At 58.5% G+C, this 25,670-nt stretch carries 26 protein-coding genes and 1 pseudogene; 21 read left to right on the top strand and 6 right to left on the bottom strand.

Going from position 1 to position 25,670, the window contains the following annotated elements:
* Nucleotides 1-61: 61 nt before the first annotated feature.
* Entirely contained in the window at nt 62-1,150 is a 1,089-nt protein-coding gene (locus tag AC4ANK_RS19735) for an LLM class flavin-dependent oxidoreductase (RefSeq protein WP_002554516.1), read from the bottom strand.
* Between the two features lie 257 nt (nt 1,151-1,407).
* Here AC4ANK_RS19735 and AC4ANK_RS19730 point away from each other — a divergent pair, with 257 nt between their 5' ends.
* The 4 genes from AC4ANK_RS19730 to AC4ANK_RS19715 all read left to right on the top strand — a co-directional run bounded on the left by AC4ANK_RS19730 (nt 1,408) and on the right by AC4ANK_RS19715 (nt 4,342).
* Complete coding sequence (locus AC4ANK_RS19730; protein WP_002554515.1) at nt 1,408-2,265, top strand: ABC transporter permease; 858 nt, start codon at nt 1,408-1,410, stop codon at nt 2,263-2,265.
* Nucleotides 2,266-2,267: 2 nt separating this feature from the next.
* A complete protein-coding gene (locus AC4ANK_RS19725; RefSeq protein ID WP_002554514.1) occupies nt 2,268-3,074 on the top strand; it encodes an ABC transporter ATP-binding protein in 807 nt (268 codons plus the stop codon).
* A gap of 51 nt (nt 3,075-3,125) precedes the next feature.
* Nucleotides 3,126-3,428 (top strand): Rdx family protein, encoded by a 303-nt coding sequence (locus tag AC4ANK_RS19720; RefSeq protein WP_002554513.1) that lies wholly within the window; start codon nt 3,126-3,128, stop codon nt 3,426-3,428.
* 92 nt (nt 3,429-3,520) lie between these two features.
* Nucleotides 3,521-4,342: a UDP-2,3-diacylglucosamine diphosphatase gene (locus tag AC4ANK_RS19715; RefSeq protein WP_002554512.1), complete on the top strand. Its 822-nt coding sequence runs from the start codon at nt 3,521-3,523 to the stop codon at nt 4,340-4,342.
* A gap of 27 nt (nt 4,343-4,369) precedes the next feature.
* Here the strand turns inward: AC4ANK_RS19715 and AC4ANK_RS19710 are convergent, their stop codons facing one another.
* Both AC4ANK_RS19710 and AC4ANK_RS19705 read right to left on the bottom strand, forming a co-directional pair.
* Nucleotides 4,370-5,119, bottom strand: a complete 750-nt coding sequence (locus tag AC4ANK_RS19710; RefSeq protein WP_460382697.1) for an IS5 family transposase — start codon at nt 5,117-5,119, stop codon at nt 4,370-4,372.
* A 91-nt stretch (nt 5,120-5,210) separates the two neighbouring features.
* Nucleotides 5,211-5,522, bottom strand: coding sequence for an Mpo1-like protein (locus AC4ANK_RS19705; protein ID WP_002554511.1), 312 nt, complete (start codon nt 5,520-5,522; stop codon nt 5,211-5,213).
* Nucleotides 5,523-5,890: 368 nt separating this feature from the next.
* Here AC4ANK_RS19705 and AC4ANK_RS19700 point away from each other — a divergent pair, with 368 nt between their 5' ends.
* Nucleotides 5,891-7,099: an MFS transporter gene (locus AC4ANK_RS19700; RefSeq protein ID WP_002554510.1), complete on the top strand. Its 1,209-nt coding sequence runs from the start codon at nt 5,891-5,893 to the stop codon at nt 7,097-7,099.
* Entirely contained in the window at nt 7,099-8,379 is a 1,281-nt protein-coding gene (locus tag AC4ANK_RS19695; RefSeq protein WP_004665931.1) for an arsenic transporter, read from the top strand. Before AC4ANK_RS19700 ends, AC4ANK_RS19695 begins: the two co-directional genes overlap by 1 nt.
* On the opposite strand, the gene AC4ANK_RS19690 is transcribed toward AC4ANK_RS19695, so the two are convergent.
* From AC4ANK_RS19690 to AC4ANK_RS19680, 3 genes and pseudogenes are all read right to left on the bottom strand, one after another.
* Nucleotides 8,345-9,328: a DUF1853 family protein gene (locus tag AC4ANK_RS19690; RefSeq protein WP_002554507.1), complete on the bottom strand. Its 984-nt coding sequence runs from the start codon at nt 9,326-9,328 to the stop codon at nt 8,345-8,347. The genes AC4ANK_RS19695 and AC4ANK_RS19690 overlap by 35 nt on opposite strands.
* 63 nt (nt 9,329-9,391) lie before the next feature.
* Entirely contained in the window at nt 9,392-9,829 is a 438-nt protein-coding gene (locus AC4ANK_RS19685) for a hypothetical protein (protein ID WP_005731325.1), read from the bottom strand.
* A gap of 79 nt (nt 9,830-9,908) precedes the next feature.
* A pseudogene (locus tag AC4ANK_RS19680) lies at nt 9,909-10,412 on the bottom strand (PAAR domain-containing protein); the annotation flags it as partial.
* 236 nt (nt 10,413-10,648) lie between these two features.
* Between AC4ANK_RS19680 and AC4ANK_RS19675 the strand changes: the two are divergent.
* The 15 genes from AC4ANK_RS19675 (at nt 10,649) to AC4ANK_RS19605 (ending at nt 25,655) form a co-directional block, all read left to right on the top strand.
* Nucleotides 10,649-11,539, top strand: a complete 891-nt coding sequence (locus AC4ANK_RS19675) for an NAD(+) kinase (protein WP_002554505.1) — start codon at nt 10,649-10,651, stop codon at nt 11,537-11,539.
* Nucleotides 11,539-12,510, top strand: a complete 972-nt coding sequence (locus AC4ANK_RS19670) for a metallophosphoesterase (RefSeq protein ID WP_002554504.1) — start codon at nt 11,539-11,541, stop codon at nt 12,508-12,510. Before AC4ANK_RS19675 ends, AC4ANK_RS19670 begins: the two co-directional genes overlap by 1 nt.
* A complete protein-coding gene (locus AC4ANK_RS19665) occupies nt 12,507-13,379 on the top strand; it encodes a rhomboid family intramembrane serine protease (RefSeq protein ID WP_002554503.1) in 873 nt (290 codons plus the stop codon). Before AC4ANK_RS19670 ends, AC4ANK_RS19665 begins: the two co-directional genes overlap by 4 nt.
* A 28-nt stretch (nt 13,380-13,407) precedes the next feature.
* The gene (locus tag AC4ANK_RS19660; RefSeq protein WP_002554502.1) at nt 13,408-13,668 is read left to right on the top strand and encodes a YeaC family protein; all 261 of its coding nucleotides are present in this window, start codon (nt 13,408-13,410) and stop codon (nt 13,666-13,668) included.
* Nucleotides 13,665-14,498 carry a DUF2797 domain-containing protein gene (locus AC4ANK_RS19655; RefSeq protein ID WP_004665926.1) on the top strand — a complete coding sequence of 278 codons (834 nt, stop codon included), beginning with the start codon at nt 13,665-13,667 and terminating at the stop codon, nt 14,496-14,498. The genes AC4ANK_RS19660 and AC4ANK_RS19655 overlap by 4 nt, the downstream gene beginning before the upstream one ends.
* Before the next feature lie 12 nt (nt 14,499-14,510).
* Nucleotides 14,511-17,177: an aminopeptidase N gene (gene pepN, locus AC4ANK_RS19650; protein ID WP_002554500.1), complete on the top strand. Its 2,667-nt coding sequence runs from the start codon at nt 14,511-14,513 to the stop codon at nt 17,175-17,177.
* Between the two features lie 235 nt (nt 17,178-17,412).
* Entirely contained in the window at nt 17,413-18,066 is a 654-nt protein-coding gene (locus AC4ANK_RS19645; protein WP_002554499.1) for a YjfI family protein, read from the top strand.
* Nucleotides 18,067-18,092: 26 nt separating this feature from the next.
* Nucleotides 18,093-18,800, top strand: coding sequence for a PspA/IM30 family protein (locus tag AC4ANK_RS19640; RefSeq protein WP_002554498.1), 708 nt, complete (start codon nt 18,093-18,095; stop codon nt 18,798-18,800).
* A 30-nt stretch (nt 18,801-18,830) separates the two neighbouring features.
* Entirely contained in the window at nt 18,831-19,385 is a 555-nt protein-coding gene (locus tag AC4ANK_RS19635) for a rhomboid family intramembrane serine protease (protein ID WP_002554497.1), read from the top strand.
* Between the two features lie 80 nt (nt 19,386-19,465).
* A complete protein-coding gene (locus tag AC4ANK_RS19630; RefSeq protein WP_002554496.1) occupies nt 19,466-20,131 on the top strand; it encodes a DUF2491 family protein in 666 nt (221 codons plus the stop codon).
* Between the two features lie 13 nt (nt 20,132-20,144).
* Nucleotides 20,145-20,570, top strand: coding sequence for a DUF350 domain-containing protein (locus tag AC4ANK_RS19625; protein ID WP_031595452.1), 426 nt, complete (start codon nt 20,145-20,147; stop codon nt 20,568-20,570).
* A gap of 27 nt (nt 20,571-20,597) precedes the next feature.
* Nucleotides 20,598-21,344, top strand: a complete 747-nt coding sequence (locus AC4ANK_RS19620) for a DUF1190 domain-containing protein (RefSeq protein WP_002554494.1) — start codon at nt 20,598-20,600, stop codon at nt 21,342-21,344.
* An 11-nt stretch (nt 21,345-21,355) separates the two neighbouring features.
* Complete coding sequence (locus AC4ANK_RS19615; protein ID WP_002554493.1) at nt 21,356-22,513, top strand: glutathionylspermidine synthase family protein; 1,158 nt, start codon at nt 21,356-21,358, stop codon at nt 22,511-22,513.
* Between the two features lie 504 nt (nt 22,514-23,017).
* A complete protein-coding gene (locus AC4ANK_RS19610; RefSeq protein ID WP_002554492.1) occupies nt 23,018-24,373 on the top strand; it encodes a DUF1329 domain-containing protein in 1,356 nt (451 codons plus the stop codon).
* A 232-nt stretch (nt 24,374-24,605) separates the two neighbouring features.
* Nucleotides 24,606-25,655, top strand: coding sequence for a WD40/YVTN/BNR-like repeat-containing protein (locus AC4ANK_RS19605; RefSeq protein ID WP_002554491.1), 1,050 nt, complete (start codon nt 24,606-24,608; stop codon nt 25,653-25,655).
* Nucleotides 25,656-25,670: the final 15 nt, after the last annotated feature.

Genomic DNA, 25,670 nt, shown 5'->3' with positions numbered 1-25,670 from the left:
AAACGTCATTGCGGGCGGGCAGTCTTCAGTCAGAAGCCTCGCCCGCCCGCATGGCGTTGAATCAGGCCACTTGTTCGCGAGCCTGCCGTTCACGCTGAGCCACCAGTGCGCGGGTCAGCGGGATCAGCTTCTTGCCATAATCGATAGCATCTTCCAGCGGGTCGAAGCCGCGAATCAGGAAGGTGGTAATCCCCAGGTCGTAATAGTCCAGCAGCGCTTCGGCGACCTGTTCCGGGGTGCCGACCAGCGACGTGGAATTGCCCTGCGCGCCGAGCAGGCCAGCGATGCCGGTCCACAGGCGCTTGTCCAGACGTGAACCTTGTGCCGCTGCGGCCAGCAGGCGACGCGACCCTTCGTTGGGTGGTTCGCGACGGACAAAGCCGTTGCGGTCTGCCAATGCCTTGGCTTTTTCCAGAATGCTGTCGGCGCGTGCCCAGGCTTGTTCTTCGGTGTCGGCCAGAATCGGGCGCAACGACAGGCTGAAACGAATGGTCCGGCCATGTTTGGCGGCTTCGGCGCGCACCTGTTTCACCACATCGCGCACCTGCTCGTACGTCTCGCCCCACAAGGCGTAGACGTCGGCGTGTTTGCCGGCCACCGCAATCGCCGCTGCCGAGGAACCGCCAAAGTACAGCGGGATGTGTGGCTGCTGTGGGGACTTGACCAGCGAGTGCGCGCCCTCGAACTGGTAGTAGGTGCCCTGATGATCGAACGGCTTGTCGCTGGTCCATTCCTGACGCACCACACTGAGGTATTCATCGCTGCGTGCGTAGCGCTCGTCCTTGCCGATGTGGCTGCCGTCGGCACGCAGTTCCTTGTCGTCGCCGCCGGTAATGATATGCACCGCAGTGCGCCCGCCATTGAACACGTCCAGCGTCGCAAATTGCCGGGCTGCCACGGTGGGGGAGATGAAACCGGGACGATGTGCGACAAGAAACTTCAATGTGCTGGTCACGCTGGCGGCATGCGCAGCCACCAGTGTGCTGTCCGGACTGTTGGAGTGGTACGCGATCAACGCACGATCAAAACCTGCGTCTTCATGAGCCTTGGCCACTGTCTTCACGTAGTCGGGCTGGATGGTCGCGCCGCTGCGCGGGTGGATTTCAGAACCGGGTTGCGTGGCGATATAGCCAATGAATTCGATGCTCATGAAAACTCCTGCCAATGGTTGAGGTCCGTTCGACCTTGTCGAGAAGCACCATAAAGGCAAGCAGACGGGGCTGTGAAATTCGATTTTGGTCTAAGTTAATTATAAAAAATATGCATTATAAGTTATGTCGGTAATCAAATATTTTAACTATTAGCTTAGAGCCAAATAGAATTTCACTCGGCTTTCTTATGCACATAGCATGGTGTTCATACTGCGTCGGGTGCGTCACGCCCGATTTGCCCAGAAAGGATGCGCCCATGTCCGACACAACGCTCAACCCCGCCGACCCCGGTTTTCTTGTGGTCAACAAGCCTGAACAGCGTCGCGCCTCTGAACAGCATCGTCAGCGTCGGCAAGTGCCGGGCTCTGTTTTGCGTCTGCTCAGCCCGCTGGCACTGTTGCTGCTCTGGGAGCTGGCCTCACAAACCGGTCTGCTGCCCAGCCGAGTGATCGCCGCACCGTCGCAGATCGGCGGTACGCTATGGTCGATGATTGTTTCAGGCGAACTGGCCGTGCACCTGTGGGTATCGCTGCAGCGCGCATTGCTGGGCTTGAGCATCGGCGTCAGTATTGGTGTGGTCGCTGCATTGATAACCGGGCTTTCCCGGCGCGGCGAAATCGCCCTCGACTCGCCGATGCAAATGCTGCGCACCATTCCGTCGCTGGCACTGGTGCCGCTGTTCATCCTCTGGTTCGGCATTGGTGAATTCACCAAAGTGGCGCTGATCGTGATGGGCACCACCTTTCCGGTGTACCTGAACCTGTTTTCCGGCATCCGCAACATCGACCCGAAACTGATCGAGGCCGCCAACACCTTGGGGCTGAGCCGTCGCGAGCTGATCTGGCACGTGATTCTGCCCGGTTCGCTGCCTTCTTTTTTTGTCGGACTGCGCTATTCGCTGGGTATCTCCTGGCTGGCGCTGGTGTTTGTCGAACAAATCAACACCACCGCAGGAATCGGCTTTCTGGCCAGCGATGCCCGCGACTTCATGCGCACTGATGTAATCGTTATCTGTCTGTTGATCTACAGCGTCCTGGGCCTGGTGATCGACGGCATCATTCGCACGCTGGAGCGCTATGCGCTGGCCTGGCGACCGACCTTCGTGAGGAATTGAGCATGGCGACCCTTGAGTTGCGTAACACTTCATCAGTCACGCCCCCGGTTCAGTTGCGTAACGTGGTTCGCCAGTTTGGCCCACAACGGGTGATTGACGGGCTGGACCTGGACATTGCCGCGGGCGAGTTTGTCGCTTTGCTGGGTGCCAGTGGCTCCGGCAAGACCACCTTGCTGCGCACTCTGGCCGGGCTGGACGACATCGACAGTGGCGAGCTGCGTGTGCCGGTGGCACGTGCCGCGGTGTATCAGGAACCGCGGCTGATGCCGTGGAAAAGCGCCTGGAAAAACGTGGTTCTCGGCCTGCGCATCAACGATGCCAAGGCTCGGGCCGAAGCAGCATTGACCGAAGTCGGTCTGGCCCATCGGCTGAATGCCTTTCCGGCCACATTATCCGGTGGCGAGGCGCAACGTGTAGCGTTGGCGCGCGGCCTGGTCCGTGAGCCGAAACTGCTGTTGCTCGACGAGCCTTTCGCCGCCCTCGATGCTTTGACCCGCATTCGCATGCACCAGTTGATCATCGACCTGTGGCGCAAGCACACCCCGGCGGTGCTGCTGGTAACGCACGATGTCGATGAGGCGATCCTGCTCGCTGACCGGGTCATCGTGCTGGCCGACGGTAAACTTGCCGATGACATCCGCGTTGACCTGCCACGCCAACGTGACAGCGGGCAGGCCGGGTTTCAGGCAATTCGTAGCCGCTTGCTGGGTTTGCTGGGCGTGAAGACGCAGGCTGCCGATACTGCAACGCAGGAGCCAGCCCGCGACGTGACGCTCAGCGCACTGCGTCGTTTCGCCAATGCTCGTTGATCCTGCGCAGGGTGCGTATCATGGGCGTCTGAATTTCTGGAGGGGACGTCCATGTCTGCCGAAAAGCCCGAAGTCATCATCACCTATTGCATTCAATGCCAGTGGCTATTGCGCGCCGCCTGGCTCGCCCAGGAGCTGTTGAGCACGTTCAGTGACGACCTGGGCAAGGTCTCGTTGCAGCCGGGCACCGGTGGTGTGTTTCGCATTACCTGCGATGGCGTGCAACTCTGGGAACGCAAGGCCGACGGCGGCTTTCCCGAGGCCAAGGTGCTCAAGCAGCGGCTCCGCGACCAGATCGACCCGGCCCGTGATCTGGGCCACAACGACCGTCATACTCCCGCCAGTCCTCAGTAATACAGGCCATTGTCACGACATCGCCACGCACGTGTCACATTCGGTTAACCGGCATGCTCCACTCTCTTGGAAACCCTGCCGGAGGTCATCCCATGACCAGTGCTCAGCTCGCCACACCCAGCCGCAAACAACGCGTGCGCACCTTGTGGATTTCCGACGTTCATCTGGGCACGCGCGATTGCCAGGCCGAGCACTTGTCCGCGTTTCTCAAGCGCTATCAGGCTGACAAGGTGTATCTGGTGGGCGATATCATCGACGGCTGGAAGCTGCGTGGCGGCATGTACTGGCCGCAGGCGCATACCAACGTGATCCGTCGGCTGCTGACCATGAGCAAGCGCGGCACCGAAGTCATTTATGTCACGGGCAACCACGACGAATTCCTGCGTCGTTACTCCAAATTGGTTCTGGGCAACATCCAGCTGGTGGACGAAGCCGAGCACGTGACGGCCGATGGTCGTCGTCTTCTGGTCATCCACGGCGATCAGTTCGACGTGATCACCCGTTATCACCGCTGGCTGGCCTTTCTCGGCGATTCGGCCTACGAATTCACCCTGACCCTCAACCGCTGGCTGAACCATTGGCGCGCCAAGTACGGCTATGGCTACTGGTCGCTGTCGGCTTACCTGAAGCACAAGGTCAAGAGTGCGGTGAATTTCATCAGCGATTTCGAGGAAGCCATCGCCCACGAATGTGTGAAGCGCGGACTGGATGGCGTGGTCTGCGGGCACATCCACCATGCGGAAATCCGCCAGGTGGGCGGCGTGGAATACCTCAATTGCGGCGACTGGGTTGAATCCTGTACCGCCCTGATCGAACACCTGGACGGCACTATCGAACTGTTTCGTCTGGCCGACGCGCACTTGAAAGCAAGCCAGCCGGTGGTTCAGGAGCCGGTCAGCGAAACGGTTGCCTGATTCAACCGGCTAGGGTCTGTTCCCGTTTCACATTGGCAGCCACAGAAAAGCGCAGGCCATTGCTATGACGCTTTCATAGTTTCTCTTGAGTTTGTCGAACCGAGAAGCCGCCGCCCGGAAATGCTTCAACCGGGCAAAGGCGTTTTCTACGAGATGTCGATTGCGATATAACCCTTTGTCCAGATCTGCGTTCCCTTTCAGAGAATTGCGCTTTCGTGGAATCACCACTTTGCTGCCTTGCTGCTCGACCTGAGCGCGTATCGCTTCAGTGTCGTAGCCCTTGTCCGCAATGATCACTTCTGCATTGGGCATCTTGGCAATCAACGAGGCCGCCTGCGAACAATCATTGGTCTGGCCTCCGGTCACGTCAAATGCAATGGGCAGCCCACAAGCGTCTACAGCCAGGTGAATCTTGCTGGTGTTACCGGCTCGGCTTTTTCCGATGGCCTGGTCCTGCGTGCTGGCAGCACCTGCACTGTGCTGATGAGCCTTTACATAGCTGCCATCAATGAAAACCCACTCCATGTCAGGATCGGTCATCAGCACCTCAAGCACCTTGACCCACTTGCCTGAAGCAGACCAGGCATTGAACCGCTTGTAGACCTTGCTCCAGTTTCCAAACGCTTTCGGCAGGTCTCGCCAAGGGCAACCCACACGCATGCGGTACAGCATGCCTTCAACCGTGGTGCGCAAATCTCGCTTGTTGTAGATCGATTCGTGCAGCAAAATTTCTCGAAGCTTCGGCCAGTGCTCATCACTGAGCATTAATCGGGGCATTGCAGGCTCGTATTGGTGTTGTGTGAGAACTCCAACAATACGGGCCTGTTCTCATAGAGATCAATGGGTTACGTCGAAACGGGAACAGACCCTAGAACGATACCTTGCCCAACAGCATATCGCGGTACATGACGAAATCGCCGAGCAGGCTGTAGAACGGATGCTTGAACGTGGCCGGCCGGTTTTTCTCGAAGAAGAAATGCCCGGCCCAGGCAAAACCGTAACCCGCGACGGGTAACAACCACAACAACCCCCAGCGACCGCTGCCCACACCGAACGCCAGCAGGAAGATCACCAATGAGGTGCCCACAAAGTGCAGGCGCCGACTGGTACTGCTGCTGTGCTCGGCGAGGTAGAAAGGATAGAACTCGGCAAAGCTTGAGAAACGCTTGATGGTATCCACGGCGCGCACCCTCGTGTTGGTTCTTCTTGTTATACACAAATTTAGCCGACTGTCGTGCCGATGTGGAGCGTGGGCACGATGGACGTGACTAGCTTGCTGATGTTTACGACTATCGTGCCAATGCTCCGCGTTGGCATAAGGCATTACCACGCTGAGCGTGGGAACGAGAATCTGAGCCGAACCTCAATCCACCTGACATCACAGAACCGCTGTGCAGCGCGGAGCAGTTCTCGACCCGTCAGCAAAAACGCAACAAAACATGGCACAGTTGCCCTGAAAAATGGCACATTGGCGCGCCTTGGTACGCGTGACACATCTTGTAATCATCCGTCCGGGGAACCCGAAAACCTTTTTACGGATGAATACCCATGGCGACCAGCGCTCAGCCCGTGACGGCGAAGGCCTCGACCCCCCCTCAAGCCAGCCCGCTGGTGATGCGCATTATTGGTGCCGTTGCCCTTGCTCACCTGATCAACGACCTGATTCAGGCCATTCTTCCGTCGATCTACCCGATGCTCAAGGCCAGCTACGACTTGAGCTTCACCCAGATCGGCCTCATTACCCTGACGTTTCAGATCACCGCATCGCTGCTGCAGCCGTGGGTCGGTTATTACACTGACCGCCATCCTAACCCGCTGGTACTGCCTGTAGGGTCGATCTGTACGCTGGTCGGCATTGTGATGATGTCGATGGTGGGCAGTTTTCCATTGATTCTGCTGGCTGCCGCCTTGATCGGCATCGGTTCTTCGACATTCCACCCGGAAGCCTCGCGTATCGCGCGACTGGCTTCCGGTGGCCGTTACGGGCTCGCGCAGTCGACCTTTCAGGTGGGCGGCAACACCGGCTCCGCGTTCGGGCCATTGCTGGCGGCGGCGATCATCATCCCGTTCGGCCAGGGCAACGTGGCCTGGATCGGCTTGTTCGCATTGTTCTCGCTGGGTTTGCTGTATGCGATAAGCCGCTGGTATCGCGCGCACCTCAACCTGTTCAAGCTCAAGGCAGGTCAGGCGGCCACTCATGGACTGTCCAGAAAACGCGTGATTGCCTCACTGGCAGTGCTGGCATTTCTGGTGTTTTCCAAGTTCTTCTACATGACCAGCCTGACCAGCTATTTCACCTTCTACCTGATCGAGAAGTTTGACCTTTCAGTCGCCAGTTCGCAGTTGCACTTGTTCCTGTTTCTGGGCGCAGTGGCGGCCGGGACCTTTTTCGGCGGTCCGATCGGCGACCGCATTGGCCGCAAGGCGGTGATCTGGTTTTCGATCCTTGGCGCTGCACCGTTCACCCTGGCCCTGCCTTATGCAGACCTGTTCTGGACCAGCGTTCTTAGCGTGATCATTGGCTTTGTACTGGCGTCGGCTTTTTCCGCCATCGTCGTCTACGCCCAGGAGCTTGTACCTGGCAACGTGGGCATGATTGCCGGGCTTTTCTTTGGCCTGATGTTCGGCTTCGGCGGCATTGGCGCAGCCTTGCTCGGCTATCTGGCTGACAGCCACGGCATTCTGTTCGTCTACACGTTGTGCTCATACCTGCCGCTGCTTGGCATCCTCGCTATTCTTCTACCCCGGACCAAATAATGCTGATAGCAACGCTGATCTTCCTGTTCACCATTACGCTGGTCATCTGGCAGCCCAAAGGCCTGAGCGTAGGCTGGAGTGCGGTACTCGGGGCGGTTCTGGCGTTGCTGACAGGGGTTGTGCACCTCAGCGACATCGCTGTGGTGTGGGGCATCATCTGGAATGCCACGGCGACGTTCATTTCGCTGATCATTATCACGCTGTTACTGGATGAGGCGGGTTTCTTTGCCTGGGCCGCGCTGCATGTGGCGCGCTGGGGCAAGGGTAAGGGACGTCGTCTGTTCGCCCTGTTCGTGCTGTTCGGTGCGCTGGTATCAGCCTTGTTCGCCAACGACGGTGCCGTGCTGATTCTCACGCCTATCGTCATTGCCATGATGCTGGCGTTGCGCTTCTCCGCTGCGTCGACCCTGGCGTTCGTCATGGCGGCCGGCTTCATTGCCGATACGGCCAGCCTGCCGCTGGTGGTATCGAATCTGGTGAACATCGTTTCGGCGGATTACTTCAAGATCGGTTTCAACCGTTACGCAGCCGTCATGGTGCCGGTGAACCTGGCCAGCGTCGCCGCCACTCTGGCCGTGCTGATGTGGTATTTCCGTCGGGATATTCCCAGCGAGTTCGAGCCCGAACATCTGGACAAGCCCGAAACGGCTATCCATGACCGCGCTACGTTTCTGGCCGGTTGGGCCGTGCTGCTGATTTTGCTGGTGGGCTGTTTCGCTCTTGAGCCGCTGGGCATCCCGATCAGTGCGATTTCGTCGGTCTGCGCGTTGCTGCTGCTCGCCATTGCCGCCAAAGGGCATACGATCAAGACGCGCAAGGTGATGAAAGAAGCGCCGTGGCACATCGTGGTGTTTTCGCTGGGCATGTACCTGGTGGTTTATGGTCTGCGCAACGCCGGACTCACCGGTTATCTGGCCAGTCTGCTGGACTGGTTTGCCGGCTATGGCATCTGGGGCGCAGCGATGGGCACCGGCGTCATGACCGCGTTTCTGTCTTCGATCATGAACAACATGCCCACCGTGCTCATCGGGCTGCTGTCCATCGATGCAAGCCATGCCAGCGGTGCCATTCAGGAAGCGATGATCTACGCCAACGTGATCGGCAGCGACCTGGGGCCAAAAATCACCCCGATCGGCAGTCTGGCGACGCTGCTCTGGCTGCATGTGCTGGAGCGCAAGGGGATCACCATCAGTTGGGGCTATTACTTCAAGGTCGGCATCGTACTGACCGTGCCGGTGTTGCTGATTACACTGGCTGCGCTGGCACTGCGATTGAGTTGAGCGGGTGGCTGGTGTCGGCCAGATTCGGCCACATGTCCGACACCAGAAACAGGCGCTCGGCTTCTTCCCAGTTGCCCTCGGTATTCTCTTTCAGGCGCACCAGCAATTGCGCCGGGGCCAGCGGGTCGAGTTCGGCCAGCCAGTCGCGTAGCTGCTGATCGCTCCACGCTTCGTCGTACAGCGCCGGTGCCAGCCAGGCATGACGCGGCAGGGGTTGCCAGCGTCCGGGGCTGCTTTGCGCCACAAACGGCTTCCAGTCACGTTGATGCAACCAGCGGCCCTTGAGATGCTGCGGGTGAACACCTGCGGGCGATTCGCATGAGCCTGGCCACGGATACAGCAGATAACCGCCCAGCCACAACTGCGCGCTGAAGGCCTCGACACCCAGCGCTGCCAGGGCCGCTCGGCTTTCCGGACGTGCAGACATCGGCAACTGATGCTGGCTCAGGTGGGCAAGCTTGCGGTCCAGCCGATCCTGGCAGCCAGGCCCCAGCCAGCTGGCCGGGTCGCGGCCGTCTCCGTCCTGCGGCCCTAGGTAGAGCTTGATTGCCAGTTCGACGTGATGCACGCCTTCACGATCACGCAGCAGCATGTCCAGTTCGCCCAGCGTCTGGCTGCCGAGCCGGATCGGCAGGTTGGCGGCAATGATTTCCACCCCCGGCGCGTGCTGCACCGCGAACTGCCAGAGCCGTTCGTAATAGCGGCCCAGCCGGCGTGTGGTTGCCAGCGCCAGCCAGTCTTCCAGCGGGCGACTGTCACGGTCGAGTTGCCAGAGAAAGTCCGCCAGTCGCTGCGGGTCCTGTACCCAGTCACTGCCGGCCAGCGGATGACGCTGTGGCCACGGCGCGACTTCCAGCATGGGCGGCGCGAGGATCACCCAGGCAAGGTCGCGTACTTCGGAGTGCCGTAGTTGGCGGGGGAGGTCGATCAGGCTGGGGAATAGAGTCATGTGCCGAGGATAGCGTGAGTTGAGGTTCAGGTGAGCTGATTGTGAAGGCGAAAAGATGCGGTGCTATTCAACGGGCCTGGCCAGTCCGAGAAAATCAGGGTCTTCACCACCGGGGCAGGGCGAGAATCGCTTGACGTCGGTTGCCCCCTTGACGTTCAGGTCGATGCGGCCGTTGGCATCTATGAAGATTGTAGTCTCTGGCCATTGCGGATCTATGTTTACGCAACCGCTGATTCCTGCGTTGTCCCACCATTGGAAATACATGAAGAAATCTTTTTTTTGAAATATATGGCCGCTGTCCCCAGTTGCTCCGCCAGGCCTTATGCCACCTCTGCTTATGCGGTGATCGGTAATCCATGTATAGCTAAGCTCTCCGTCTGCCTTGTCTGAGTAATAGACGCTTACGTAGGGCGTAGCGAAATCCCATAGTGCGAGGATGAGAAAGGTCGCCGTTAACTTCGGCCAGCGGGCTATGGCGTGTATCAGGATTTTTCGTTTCATGCAGTGCCCTCGCTTTCAGTCGCGTTGAAGCATGAGTGCACTCTTACTCCTTTACCCCAACTGCTCTTGGGTATCTGTGGTTCATCTCGTCAGCGATGTAGCGGGTCAGTTCTTCCATTTGATCCGGGTGGTTGCAGGCTGGCGCTATGGCCGTGTTGGAAGTTGCAGATGAGAACAGTGCTTCAGCCGCTTTGGCTTTCTCCTGCAACCCAGGGTCGTTCACAAGCTGATTCAGCTTCGGTTCGTCCAGTGTGCCGTCCTTGCGAAGGATGCCGAGCCTGGAGAAATCGATGGCTGGGCCAGCGGCATCGCCGAAGTCGGAGCCGCCACCCACATCGGGGCTGCCGGAAATGATCGTTCCGCCGTGGCTGGTCGGGCTGCCCAGGTGGGCCATCGGGCGACCGTTGATGAGGATCGAGGGAAAGCCGGTAACGATCACCGCGCCGCAGCCGCACATATCGCCTACTCTGGCGGCGGATATGCCGTTGATCAGGGTGTCGGAGGAGGCTGTGACAATCGGGGTGCAACCGTGGCCCGGCAACGGGCAGAGGTGCATGTCGCCCTGGCGGCCTGAGGGAATCATGTGTCGTCCTTAGGTGTATTGAAAACGGACGAAGCTAATGAATACCTTGTGTGGGGTATGTAAGGAAAATCCGGTTTTTTTGCGGGAATTCGCTCATTCGTTCAGAGCCAATCTGCTGATTGAAGCGCTTCGTGATGAGGCGTTTCGCTTGATCTTTACGTGCCGGTTTGCTGCTACCGGGCCGTTTCGCCCATAATCGCTGTTTTAAGTCGTCTCGAAACCGCAGCAGGAGCCTCATGGAGCAATTTCGCAATATCGGCATCATCGGTCGCCTGGGCAGTGTTCAGGTGCTCGATACCGTTCGCCGACTCAAGAGATTCCTGCTGGACCGCCACCTGCACGTCATTCTTGAAGAGACGATTGCCGAAGTCCTGCCCGGTCATGGCCTGCAAACCTCGTCGCGCAAGATGCTCGGTGAAGTCTGTGACATGGTCATCGTGGTCGGTGGCGATGGCAGCCTGTTAGGGGCAGCACGGGCACTGGCCAGGCACAACGTTCCGGTGCTGGGTATCAACCGCGGCAGCCTGGGCTTTTTGACCGACATTCGTCCTGACGAACTGGAGGTCAAATGCGCTGAAGTGCTCGACGGGCACTATCTGGTCGAAAACCGCTTCCTGCTTCAGGCCGAAGTGCGCCGCCACGGCGAGGCCATCGGTCAGGGCGATGCGCTCAACGACGTTGTGCTGCACCCCGGCAAATCCACGCGCATGATCGAGTTCGAGATCTATATAGATGGTCAGTTTGTGTGCAGTCAGAAGGCCGATGGCCTTATCGTCGCCACGCCGACCGGATCGACAGCCTATGCGCTGTCGGCGGGCGGGCCGATCATGCATCCCAAGCTCGACGCCATCGTCATCGTGCCGATGTACCCGCACACCTTGTCCGGGCGGCCCATCGTGGTCGACGGCAATAGCGAGCTGAAAATCGTGGTGTCCAAGGACATGACCATTTATCCGCAAGTGTCCTGCGATGGCCAGAATCACTTTACCTGCGCACCGGGTGACACCATCACGGTCAGCAAGAAACCGCAGAAGCTGCGTCTGATTCACCCGCTGGATCACAATTATTACGAAGTCTGCCGCACCAAGCTTGGCTGGGGCAGCAAGCTCGGCGGCGGGGGCGATTAATGCTCGATCCGGCGCGTGGCTACGATCTGATCGGTGACGTGCACGGGTGCGCCCATACCCTGGAGCACTTGCTGGAGCTTCTCGGCTACCGTCTGCAGGCTGGCGTCTGGCGTCACCCTGAGCGCGTTGCAATTTTCCTCGGCGACATCATTGACCGTGGCCCGCGTATTCGCGAGTCGCTGCATATCGTCCGCGATATGGTTCAGGCCGGTCATGCCCTGTGCATCATGGGCAACCATGAGTTCAACGCGCTGGGCTGGATGACGCCAGCCTTGCCGGAAAGCGGTCATGAGTTCGTGCGTGAGCACACCCCGCGCCATGCCCGGCTGATCGGCGAAACCCTGGCGCAGTTCGAGCGCTACCCGGATGAATGGAGCGAGTTCGTCAACTGGTTCTATGAGCTGCCGCTGTACATGGACGCCGGTCGCTTCAGGGTGGTGCATGCCTGCTGGGATGCGACTCTGATCGATCCGTTGCGCGGCCTGCATGGCACCGGCTGTATCGACAAGCATTTTGTCCAGGCCTCGGCAGTGCCCGGCAGCTTCGCCAGCAATGTCTTCAACCGTCTGCTGCGCGGCACCGACATGCGTTTGCCGCACGGTCTTACCCTGACCGGCGGCGACGGGCTGACCCGCGAGTTCTTTCGTACCAAGTTCTGGGAAGATGACCCGCAGACCTATGGCGACGTGGTATTTCAGCCCGACGCGCTGCCTGAAGGCGTAGCCAAGACCCCGCTGTCCACGTCGGAAAAAAACGCATTGCTGCGTTACGGTATCAATGAGCCGCTGCTGTTTGTCGGTCATTACTGGCGCAGCGGCGTCCCCGCGCCTATCCGGCCTAATCTGGCCTGTCTGGATTACAGCGCCGTGCTCTATGGCAAGCTGGTCGCCTATCGGCTGGATCAGGAAACACAGATCGACCCGGACAAGTTCGTCTGGGTCGACGTGCAGCGTCCCGAGGTTTCACAATGAGTGCTGTTGCAGTACTGCGGTTGCCGTTGACCACCAACCTGAGCGGCTTTGTCAGCCTGTTGCAGCGCTTGCGGATTCCCCACAGGGTCAGCGAAGAGGCTGGCGAGCAGGTGCTTTGGGTGCCGGATGCGCCGCAACTGGCCGATGAAGTGCGCGAGTTGTACACGCGCTTCCCTGAAGGGGACGAGCATTTTCAACTGGCGCAAGACGCCCCAAACGTGACGTACAAGTCGCCGGGCCTGATCGAGCAGCTACGCAACAGCCCGGTAACGGCCCTGGTGTTGCTGGTCACCCTGCTGGTGGCGGGCATGACGCTGCTGGGCGACAACCTCGAAGTCATCCGCTGGCTGACCTTTCAGGGTTTCCGGATCAGTGGCGAGTACGCGACGTTTCTGCCGTTGTCCGACAGCCTGGCCGCCGGGCAATGGTGGCGGATCGTCTCACCGATGCTGATTCACTTCGGCATCCTGCACCTGGCCATGAACGGCATGTGGTTCTGGGAACTGGGCAGGCGCATCGAAATTCGTCAGGGCGGTCTGTCTTTATTGCTGCTCACGCTGCTGTTTTCAGCTGTTTCAAATTACGTGCAGTACCTGTTCAGCGGCCCAAGCCTGTTTGGCGGACTGTCCGGCGTGCTGTACGGCCTGCTCGGGCATTGCTGGATTTTCCAGATGCTGGCGCCCAACCCGGTCTATCGCCTGCCGCGCGGGGTATTGATCATGATGCTCATCTGGCTGGCGCTATGCCTGTCCGGCCTGGTGAGCATGCTCGGTTTCGGCGAGATCGCCAACGGCGCGCATGTCGGCGGTCTGATCATCGGTTGTGCTACCGGCCTGGTCGGCGGTGCGATTGCGCGCCGCAAGTCGTAAAATTACCCGCTATTTTCTGGAGTGCGCCATGTCGTCTTTTATAGAAATGATCGAAAACATCACCCCGGATATCTACGAAAGCCTGAAGCTGGCCGTGGAAATCGGCAAATGGTCCGATGGCCGCAAGCTTACTCAGGAACAGCGTGAGCTGTCGTTGCAGGCGCTGATCGCCTGGGAAGTGCAGAACCTGCCGGAAGACCAGCGCACGGGCTACATGGGGCCGCAGGAATGCGCCTCCAAATCAGCGCCAGTGCCCAATATCCTGTTCAAATCGGATGCTATTCATTGATCGAAATTGGTCGCGGAGCAGTCAACAAAATGTCGGCGCGTCAGGATGATGCGTCATGTGTGCAATACGCTTTTCGTCTGGGCGAGACCGAGATTGCGGTCAACCCGCTGATCGGCAAGACGCTGCGCCTGGAGTTTCTTGGTGCCATTCATTGCAGTCATTGCGGGCGCAAGACCAAGTCCAGTTACAGCCAGGGCTACTGCTACCCGTGCATGCTCAAGCTGGCGCAATGCGACATGTGCATCATGAGCCCGGAAAAATGCCATCACGATCAGGGCACCTGTCGCGATCCGGCATGGGGCGAACAGTTCTGCATGACCGATCACATCGTCTACCTGGCCAATTCGTCAGGCGTGAAGGTCGGTATTACCCGGTCCACGCAGTTGCCGACCCGCTGGCTGGATCAGGGCGCAAGTCAGGCGTTGCCGATTCTGCGTGTGGCCACCCGTCAGCAGTCCGGCTTTGTCGAAGACCTGCTGCGCAGTCAGGTGGCCGACCGTACCAACTGGCGTGCGCTGCTCAAAGGTGATGCCCAGCCGGTCGATCTCAAGGCCATTCGCCAGGAATTGTTCGACAGTTGCGGCGCGGGCCTGCTGGGATTGCAAGAACGATTCGGTCTGCAAGCCATCCAATTGCTACATGACGCCGAGCCTGTCGAGTTTCGTTACCCGGTCGAGGCGTATCCGACCAAGATTGTCAGCTTCAACCTGGACAAGAACCCGATTGCCGAAGGCACGCTGCTGGGGATCAAGGGCCAATACCTGATTTTCGATACCGGCGTGATCAATATTCGCAAGTACACGGCCTATCAGCTGGCCGTGCATCAGTAGAAGGATTCCAGCATGCGCACCGAGCAACCGAAAATGATTTACCTGAAGGACTACCAGGCTCCCGAGTACCTCATCGATGAGACGAACCTGACCTTCGAACTGTTCGACGACCACTCGCTGGTCCACGCCCAACTGGTCATGCGCCGCAACCCCGAGCGTGGCGCAGGCCTGCCGCCGCTGGTGCTGGACGGTCAGCATCTGGAACTGGTCTCGGTCAAACTGAACGATGTGGAGCTGAGCGCTGCGGATTATCAACTGACAGAAGATCACCTGACGCTGCATCCGCAAGCCGAAAGCTTCACGGTCGACAGCACCGTGCGCATTCATCCTGAAACCAATACCGCGCTGGAAGGCCTGTACAAATCCAGCGGCATGTTCTGCACCCAGTGCGAGGCCGAAGGCTTTCGCAAGATTACCTACTACCTCGACCGCCCCGACGTGATGAGCAAGTTCACTACCACGCTCAGCGCCGACAAGCAGAATTTCCCTATTCTGCTCTCCAACGGCAATCCGATTGCCAGTGGTGAAGAAGAGGGTGGACGGCACTGGGCGACGTGGGAAGACCCATTCATGAAGCCGGCTTACCTGTTCGCGCTGGTGGCCGGTGATCTGTGGTGCATCGAAGACACCTTTACCACCATGGGCCAGCGGGAAGTCACCCTGCGCATCTATGTCGAGCCAGAAAACGTCGACAAGTGCCAGCACGCCATGACCAGCCTGAAGAAATCCATGCGCTGGGATGAAGAAACCTACGGTCGTGAGTATGACCTGGACATCTTCATGATTGTCGCGGTCAACGACTTCAACATGGGCGCGATGGAGAACAAGGGCCTCAATATCTTCAACTCCAGTGCCGTACTGGCGCGTGCCGAGACTGCGACCGATGCCGCGCATCAGCGGGTCGAAGCGATCGTTGCCCACGAATACTTCCACAACTGGTCGGGCAACCGCGTGACCTGCCGTGACTGGTTCCAGCTGTCGCTCAAGGAAGGCTTCACGGTGTACCGCGACGCCGGTTTCTCGGCGGACATGAACTCGGCCACGGTCAAGCGTATTCAGGACGTTGCTTACCTGCGAACTCACCAGTTTGCCGAAGACGCAGGCCCGATGGCCCACGCAGTGCGTCCGGACAGCTTCATCGAAATCTCCAACTTCTACACCCTGACCGTTTACGAAAAGGGTTCGGAAGTGGTTGGCATGCTCCACACCCTGCTGGGCGCCGAAGGCTTCCGCAAGGGCAGTGATCTGTATTTTGAACGCCATGACGGCCAGGCCGTGACCTGCGACGACTTCATCAAGGCCATGGAAGACGCCAACGGCGTCGACCTGACCCAGTTCAAGCGCTGGTACAGCCAGGCGGGTACGCCGCGTCTGGCGGTCAGCGAGTCGTATGACGCTGCTGCGAAAACCTACAGCCTGACTTTCCGGCAGAGCTGCCCAAGCACACCAGGCCAGCCTGGCGATCAGAAACAGCCGTTTGTGATTCCGGTCGAACTGGGGCTGCTGGACAGCAAAGGCGGCGAGATTGCTCTGCGTCTGGCGGACGAAACCGCAGCTTCCAGCACCACGCGAGTGCTCTCGGTTACCGGGTCCGAGCAGACCTTCACCTTCGTTGACGTTGCCGAAAAGCCACTGCCGTCACTGCTGCGCGGTTTCTCTGCGCCGGTCAAGCTGAGCTTCCCGTATGACCGTGATCAACTGATGTTCCTGATGCAACACGACAGCGACGGTTTCAACCGTTGGGATGCCGGTCAGCAACTGTCGGTTCAGGTATTGCAGGAGCTGATCGGTCAGCACCAGCAAGGTCAGGCACTGGTCATGGACCAGCGTTTGATCACTGCGCTGGGCACCGTGCTGGCGGATGAGCGTCTGGATCAGGCGATGGTCGCAGAAATGCTCTCGTTGCCGGGTGAGGCTTATCTCGCCGAGATCAGCGAGGTGGCGGATGTCGATGCCATTCACGCCGCTCGCGAATTTGCTCGCCAACAACTGGCCGATGGCCTGTTTGACAGTCTGCTGACACGCTACAAGGCCAACCGCGAGGTATCCAGGGCCACGCCATACGTCGCCGAGTCCACGCATTTCGCCCGTCGCGCGCTGCAGAACATTGCGCTGTCGTACCTGATGCTTAGCGGCAAACCTGAAGTACTGGCGGCGACCATCGACCAGTTCGATACCAGTGACAACATGACCGAGCGCCTGACTGCGCTGGCGGTGCTGGTCAATTCGCCGTTTACGGCCGAACGCGACAAAGCGCTCGCCGTGTTCGCCGAGAACTTCAAGAGCAACGCGCTGGTCATGGATCAATGGTTCAGCGTACAGGCGGCCAGCACTCAGCCGGGCGGCCTGCAACGCGTGCAGGAACTGATGAAGCATCCTGCATTCAGCATCAAGAACCCGAACAAGGTCCGCGCCCTGATCGGTGCATTTGCCGGGCAGAACCTGATCAATTTCCACGCAGCGGACGGCTCCGGCTATCGCTTCCTCGCGGACCTTGTGATCGAGCTGAACGCCCTGAACCCGCAGATCGCCTCCCGCCAATTGGCACCACTGACCCGCTGGCGCAAATACGACAGCGCCCGTCAGGCGCTGATGAAGGCCGAGCTGGAGCGTATCCTCGCCTCCGGCAAACTGTCGGCGGACGTGTATGAAGTGGTGAGTAAAAGCCTGGCTGAATAAGGGTTGCCCAGTGCCTGACAGGCACTTGTGAGAAAGGCGCTGTCCGCTGATGCGGACAGCGCTTTTTTTTGGAGTGTGCGTCGCCGTGCGGTGTTTTGACTATCGTGCCAACGCGGGGCGTGGGAACGAGAATTTTGGCGTCCATAAAAATCTCACATGTGATGCGTATCTATCTTCAAAAACATCTGATACGTTGCTCACCTGATCCACGGCCAGCAGCAAGGGGGAAGCGCCAATGCCTCGTAAAACCCAGGGCGATAACGCAGCGGTCCCGGCCAAGGCTCCGAAGAGCTCCACCGATTACATGCGTGAAATGCGTCTGCGACTCAAAGAGGCGGGGCTGGTCAAGCGGGAATTCTGGATCCGGCCCGAGAACGTCGATGCCCTGCGTGGCATTGAAAAAGCCTTAAGACAGCCCTTTTTGGGCGACAGAATAAAACTGGAGGATTTCATGACCGAGAATACCCACTGGACCATCAGCTCTCTGCAGAAGGCACTTTGCGAACTGGAGCTGGTGACGAATGGAAAGATCGAGCTCGATGTAACCGAGGGTGATGCCTCGGGCATCAGGCTGACCATGGCCGAGTATGGCGATCTGCCGATTTATATCGCGGTGGAAGGCGAGCAGATTCTGGCTGACGCGACCTTGATCGAGGTGAACAAGATCAAGAACGTGCAGGCGTTCAACGATGTCGTCCTGCGCAGCCGCGATCTGTTTCCGCTGTCATCGGTCGGTATCGAAAAGCTGGGTGACGGTCAGGAAGTCTACTGCCTGTTTGGCGCGTTGAGCGCAGCATCGTCGCTCACAGTAGTCGTGCAGGAAATCCTTACCCTCGCGGACAACGTGATCCGTGCGGCCGATGCTTTTGAAGATCATTTCATCTACTGAACAGCGCTGTCAGGCGGAGAACATTCATGACTACGAGTATCTGGAAAAAACTGGTGACCGCCGTTCGTGGTGGCGCTTCCGAAGTGGGCGAGTCGATTGCCGATGCCAATGCCATCCGCATTCTGGATCAGGAAATTCGTGACGCCGACAATGCGCTGGTCAAGGCCCGCGACGGGCTGATTACCATCAAGGCCAAGCACAAGCTTTCGGCACAGCGTCTTGAAGAACACGCCACCAGCATCGCCAACTGGGAAGGCCGCGCCATGCAGGCTCTGAACAAGGGTGAAGAAGCGCTGGCTGTGGAGTGCGCGAACAAGATCGCCGAGATCGAGGCCCTGCGTGATCAGGAGCAGGAACTGGCCGATCAGTTCAACAAGCAGGTCAGCCTGCTGCAAGAACAGGTGGTCAAGGCCGAATCGCGAATCAAGAGCCTCAAGCAGCAGGTCGAGATGGCCAAGGCCCGTGAAACCGTGCAAAAAGCTCGCGTTGCAACGGCCACTGCAACCGGTGGTGCCAGCGGCGCAGTCGAAACCGCAGTAGGCTCGCTGGCGCGTCTCAAGCAACGTCAGGATGAACAGGACGCCAAGCTCGAAGCGGCCGAAGAACTGGCCAGCCAGTCCAGCGGCAGCGATCTGGAGCGTCGTCTGCAGGATGCCGGTATTGGTGCCAAAAGTGGCGGTGCGCAAGATGTGCTGGCACGTCTGAAAGCCAAAAACCAGACGCCGGCTCAGTAAGCGAAGCCACAGGGCAGGCGAGGGTGGTGAATGGAGTTTTCCAAACGACTCAAGGTCATCCTCGCCCTGGCAGCAGTTATGATTGCGGTGCAAGTGCTGAACTCGATCACCGGCAACGGCCTGATTCATTTCGGTATCATTCCGCGCAATGCGACCGGGTTGCGCGGCATTGTGTTTGCGCCTTTTCTGCACGGTTCGATTCAGCACTTGCTCAGCAACCTGCTGCCGTTCATTGTGCTGAGCTGGCTGGTCGCCACTGAGGGTGTCAGGCGTTATGCATGGGTCGCCGGGCTGGTCTGTCTGCTGGGCGGGTTGCTGGTGTGGAGCTTCGGTCGCAGCAATATCCATGTCGGTGCGAGCGGTCTGATTTTTGGTTTGTGGGCTTACCTGCTCGCGCGGGCATGGTATCAGCGCAGTATCGCCAGCGTGCTGGTCGCGCTGTTGGTACTGGCGGGCTACAGCGGACTGGTTTTCGGCTTTGTCCCGGTAGCTGGCATATCGTTTGAATCACATATTGCCGGCGCACTGGCGGGTATTTGTGTAGCGTGGCTGATGCATTCCAAGGCATTGCTGGCGCAGAAGTGAGCCAGTCTTTTGAACAGTGTGTTTATTCCGGTTAAAGACATGTCCATACCGGCTCCAGTCGACTTCAAGGGAACTGCACTATGAGTTGGTTCAAACGTGCCATGGGGCTGGAAGCACCCAAGGCATCAGGTCGTGATGGCGTGCAATCCGTCAGCACGGTCAGCCCGTTAGGGTTGGCGTCCGGTCGCATGTTATGTCTGGACAGCTCGTTGAAGCTGTTGCTCGACGGGCATTCGCAAGTGGTTGTCCCAGACGATGAAAAGGTCTGGGCCGTGGGGCGCGTAGATCTGGGCCAGTCGATGGCGTTGCATCGCTTCTACCTGGATAATGAGGACTACTTCCTGCAGGTGGTCAGCAACGGCCCCAATCCGGAAGACGTGCAGGACATTATTCTGTTCGGTTACTACAGCGCCGAGCCGATCACCAGCAAGGATGAGTTGCTGCGCCTGACCGGTCCGTCGTCGAAGATCGGCCTGCCCACCTACGAACACGATGGCGAGGTATTCGAACGGCAATGGGGCACGTCGCCCGGCCAGACCGAGCTGACGCCACTGGATGAGGACATTGTCAGCCCTGATGCTGCGTATCGCGTCAAACACCTGAGCATGCTGTATGCCCGCGAAACGGGGCTGATCAACCGCCGCGAGTTTCTGCTGTTTTCCGTCGAGGAAGACGAAGAGGGCAGCATTACCCTCACCACGGCCGTTGGCATAACGCTGCAATCCACTGATATCAACGTTCTTTGACAAGGAAATCTTCATGATCGACGCGCTGCGTATGTCGCTCAATGCCCCTGCCGTGATTGGCTTCGTCATGTACATTCTGGTTGCGGCCATTCTGTTCGCCCTGTTCCAGTTCATCTACAGCAGGATCACGCCGCACAAGGAATTTGCGCTGATTCGCGAGAACAACAGTGCTGCCGCGTTGGCGTTGGGCGGTTCGCTGATCGGTTTCGCGCTGCCAGCCAGCAACATCATCAGTTACAGCATCAGCATTCTGGATGTGATCGTCTGGGTGGTGATTGCAGCCGTTGTGCAACTGCTGGCGTTCGGTGTTACCAGCCTGGTGCTCAAGGGCCTGTCGACACGTATTGCCAAGGGCGAAATGGCTGCCGCCATTTACTCGGCCAGCGTCGCAATCAGCGTCGGTCTTCTCAACGCAGCCTGCATGACCCCTTCGGTCTGACGGCAGCCTTGAACAAGGAGACTCACGATGAGACGCAGTTCAGTAAAGCTGGTACTTGCCAGCACGCTTCCGCTGGCCCTTGCCGGGTGTGGCCCGTCGCAAGACAAGGATACTTTCAACGCGCAGGCCAACTTCAGTTCGGTGCAGGAGTGCGTTGATGCCAAGGTGCCGGTAAATGTCTGTTCGGATGCCTACATGCAGGCGCTGTCCGACCATCGCCGCATCGCGCCGACCTATGATGACAAGGCGTCTTGCGACGCGGACTTTGTACCGGATTATTGCCAGGTCACTTCGGATGGCAAGTACATGCCGAAACTCGGCGGCTTTGAGCTGGGTTTTTCCGGGCGTGTGCCCAAAGAGGCGCTGGACCGGGCCAATCAGGAAGTCGCCCAGTCCGCTCCCGCAGGCATGAGCGGCACCACCGGGCTGATGGCCGGTCTGCTGATCGGTAATCTGCTCAGCAATGGCTTCGGCAACAATCGCTATTACTCGCAACCTATCTACCAGACGCGCGATGACCGCGGCGGTTACTACAGCTCGTCCTTGCCAAGTCAGATTGATCGCGGCAAAACCTTTGGCCGTTCGACCCAGGCGCAATCCAGTCCGGATCGCAGCTATGGCAAGAGCACACTGGGGCGAAACCTGGGCAGTTCGGGCTCTGGCTCGTCCTCGGTGTCGTCGACTATCTCGCGCGGCGGCTTCGGCAGCCAGGCCTCGGCACGCAGTGGCTGGGGCGGCAAGAGCAGCGGTGGCAGCAGCAGTTTCGGAGGCTGACGGTCCGGGCCATGAAAAAGATCAGTATCGAGGAACGCCCGGACTGGCGCGCAACGGCGGAACGTGAAGGGTTCAACTTTCATACCATCGATGGCGAGCGCTATTGGGATGAGCGCGGGTATTATCTATTCACCGAGCAGCAGATTACCCGCGACCTTGAAGTGCCTACCCAGGAACTTCACCAGATGTGTCTGGACGCAGTCGCGCGGGTGGTGGACAGCGAAGAGTTGTTGCACCGCCTGGCGATTCCGGAAGCGTTCTTTGATGTGATCCGCGCGTCATGGAAACAGGGGCATCCACACCTTTACGGGCGCTTCGACTTTGCCTACGACGGCACGGGCCCGGCAAAGATGTACGAAATCAATGCTGATACGCCCACCAGTCTGATGGAGGCAGGTGCGTTCCAGTTGCTCTGGCTGGACGAGCAGATGGCGCGCGGTGTTCTGCCCGCGCATGCCAGCCAGTTCAATTCGATTGCCGAGGATCTTGTTCGGGCGTTTGCCGAGTTTCCGGGGGCGAGCCCGTTCTACTTTTCGGCGATGTCCGGCTCTGTCGAGGACCGTGGTACTACCGACTTTCTGCGGCGCATGGCTGCGCACGTGGGCATTGATGCCCGGCATATCGATATCGAGGACATCGGGCTCAGTGCCGAGGGGCGTTTTGTCGACCTGGACGGACGCTGGATCGAGCGGCTGTTCAAGCTTCACGCCTGGGAACATATCTTTCACGAGGAGTTTGGCCAGCACGTTCCAGCCAGTGGCACTCAGTTCGTTGAACCTGCCTGGAAGTCGATTCTCAGCAACAAGGGAATTCTGCCGTTGTTGTGGCAGTTCAATGAGGGCCATCCGAACCTGCTGCCTTCGCGCGTCGATCAGGACCCGAGCAGACCGGTTCCCAAGGGCTGGGTACGCAAACCCTACTTTTCTCGTGAAGGTGCCAACATTGAAATGCGCACGCCTGGCGATCAGGTGATTTCAGTCGATGGGCCTTACACTGATGCGCCTTATATTTTGCAGGCGTACTCGCCGCTGCCGCGATTCGGTGACAGCTACACGCTGATCGGCTCCTGGGTCATCGGCGACCTTGCCTCCGGAATCGGCATTCGCGAAGACGACAGTCTGATCACCAAGGACACCAGCCGGTTCCTGCCCCACGTGGTCATCGACTGAACGCTGCTTATTCTCAATAAGTGTTACTTGTCCAATACACGTAACACCCTCGCTGTTACCGAACGTTTATCGAGTCCGCAATGACCGGTATCAACCGGTTATATTTTGATGCTATGTCTGACAATCAAACAGGCTGTACTCGTGTTTTTAATTCTGGCGATACAGAAGGTCCGTTAATGAATTGATCTGTACCGGCTCTCTATGTTGATCTGTATGTTGACGCTTATTGGCATTCGCGTTGCATTACTGCGGACAACTCTGGGTGCCTGCTGTGTCGGTCATCTTGTAAAGTATCGTAAGTTTAGGAAGTTTCCTACAGACTCTTGCCTGACCTCCACAGTGTTCGCGGGATCAATAATTACATTGACGGGTTCATCCGTTTAATAAGTCTTTATGAACGGACGGTAAGTTTATTCGTCTCTCACGACACCTCGTTTACATCGCAAATACTATCGGCCTGAGTTCGGACACTTGTCCCGGACAGGCCACGCAAGGAGAGCCCACATGCTCATGAAACAACTGCCGGGGTTCGCGCTGGCGATGCTGCTCGCGCTCAACACCAGTCTGGCAGCTGAGGCTACGCTGCTCGGAAACCGCCTGACACCGCTGGGAGGCGAGGTGGCGGGTAACGCAGCAGGGACCATCCCGCCATGGCGCGGCGGAATCACTCGGCCTCCGCCTGGATACAAGGGCTCAGGTACGCGGCATGTCGACCCGTATGCCGCAGACAAGCCCTTGTTCACTATTACGCACGCCAATATGCAGCACTATCGCAGCTACCTGACACCTGGGCAGGTGGCGATGTTCGAAACCTGGCCTGATAGTTATCAGATGCCGATATACACCACCCGACGTTCCGGGTCGGCACCGCAATGGGTGTACGATAATACACGGCATAATGCACAAAACGCCCGGTTGATCGGTGGCGGTAACGGTTTTATCGATGCCTATGGCGGCATTCCATTTCCTGTTCCGGAAAAGGGTATTCAGGCTGTGTGGAATCATATTGCCCGCTATCGCGGTCATTACGTGGTGCGAGGGACTTCGGAGGTCGCCATACAGCGTGACGGCAGTTTCAAATTAAACACCTCGCGTCAGAAAGTGCTGTTCCGCTTTTATGACCCCGCGGGCAGTTTTGCCAGTCTGGATAATGTGCTGTTTTATTACCTGTCGTTTATCCAGTGCCCGACCCGCATGGCCGGTTCCGCCGTGCTGGTCCATGAAACACTTGATCAGGTGCAGGAGCCTCGGCAAGCGTGGGCTTACAGTGCTGCGCAACGTCGGGTGAGACGGGCGCCGAGTCTGGCTTACGATATGCCGATCCCGGCCTCCGAGGGGTTGCGTACCGCAGATGATACCGACATGTTCAATGGTTCGCCGGACCGTTACGAGTGGACGTTGCTGGGCAAACGCGAAATTTATATTCCTTACAACAATTACCGGATATCCAGCCCTGATATTACCTACCGACAGTTATTGCAGGTCGGCCACCTCAACCCGGCTTATACACGCCATGAGTTGCATCGTGTATGGGTGGTGGAGGGCAGGCTCAAACCTACCGCGCGGCACGTCTACTCCCGGCGCACGCTGTACCTGGATGAAGACAGCTGGCAGGCCGCAGTTGTCGATCAATATGACGGCAGAGGGCAATTGTGGCGGGTCTCCATGGCGTACCTGAAAAACTATTACGAGCTACCGACCACCTGGTCTGCACTGGACGTTTTCCATGACTTGCAGGCACGCCGTTACCACGTACAGAGCCTGGACAATCAGGAGCCCGGCACCAGTGATTTCTCCCAGCCTGTGCCCAGCGTAAATGCCTTCAAACCCGCCGCATTGCGTCGCCGGGGTATTCACTGACAGGCGTCTGGGGAAGCTGCGCGATTAACCATCGTGATGATCCATCAATCACATTCGTGCGCTTAACAAAAGATAACGACATGTCGATTGTCAGGCATTTGCAAAGCTGCCTAGGATGAACGGTCTTCCACACAGGTAAAGCCGGACGGCTGTGGACGTCCGGGGCAATACGAGTCGGTTGATACCCGCAGTCGATAGCAGCCACCTGATAATAATAAGAGCGGAGAAGTTCATGCGTGCCCCTTTCCATCGACGCATCCGGTTATACGCGGGCCTGCCCCTGGCGATTTTTACTTCATGTTCTTTTGCCGTCCCTGCAACGGCCGGGTCCGACTCTGCATCGACATCAGCCGCTGCTGCAGACAAGGCTGTTTATGCTGTCGAATCGGCCAGAGCCTCACGCGGTTTGTTGCTGGACGTCGCCCATGCCGGCGCACGGCTGGTCGTGGTGGGTGATCATGGGCATATTCTGTTCTCCGACGATCAAGGCAAGACCTGGAGCCAGGCTCGCGTGCCGACCCGCCAGCTGTTGACGGCTGTGTTTTTCGTGGATGAACAGCATGGCTGGGCGGTGGGTCATGACGCACAGATACTGGCCAGTAACGATGGTGGCAAGAGCTGGGGCAAGCAGTTCGAGGACTTGAAGCGCGAGGCGCCACTGCTGGACGTCTGGTTCAAGGACCTCGACACCGGTTTTGCCGTGGGCGCTTACGGTGCGCTGTTGAGCACCGTTGATGGCGGTCAGCATTGGGAAGATGTCAGCGAGCGGCTGGACAACGAAGACCAGTATCACCTGAACAGCATTGCTCAGGTCAAAGACGCAGGCCTGTTCATTGTCGGCGAGGCGGGCAGCATGTTTCGCTCAAGTGACCAGGGGCAGACCTGGGAGAAACTCGAAGGCCCCTATCAAGGCTCGCTATTCGGCGTGATCGGCACGGCTCAGCCTTCTACGCTGCTGGCTTATGGTTTGCGCGGCAATCTGTTTCGTTCCAGCGATTTTGGTGACAGCTGGCAGCCTATAGAACTGAAGGGCGCACGCGGCCCGGTCGAGTTCGGTCTGGCCAGCGCCACATTGCTGGCCGATGGTTCGCTGGTGCTGGTCGGTAACGGCGGTAGCGTCATGCGCAGCAATGATGATGGCGAAACGTTCAAGGTGTTCAATCGGCCCGATCGCATCTCGCTGGCCGGGGTCACCGGCAACCTTCAAGGCAATCTGATTCTGGTAGGACAAGGCGGCGTGCGCGTCACCTCGCCGACGGGCGCCGATACGACCCAACAATAAGACCTTTCAGGGCGG

Source organism: Pseudomonas sp. Pmew2, assembly GCF_058129885.1.
This window is presented reverse-complemented; position numbering and strand designations above follow the sequence as displayed.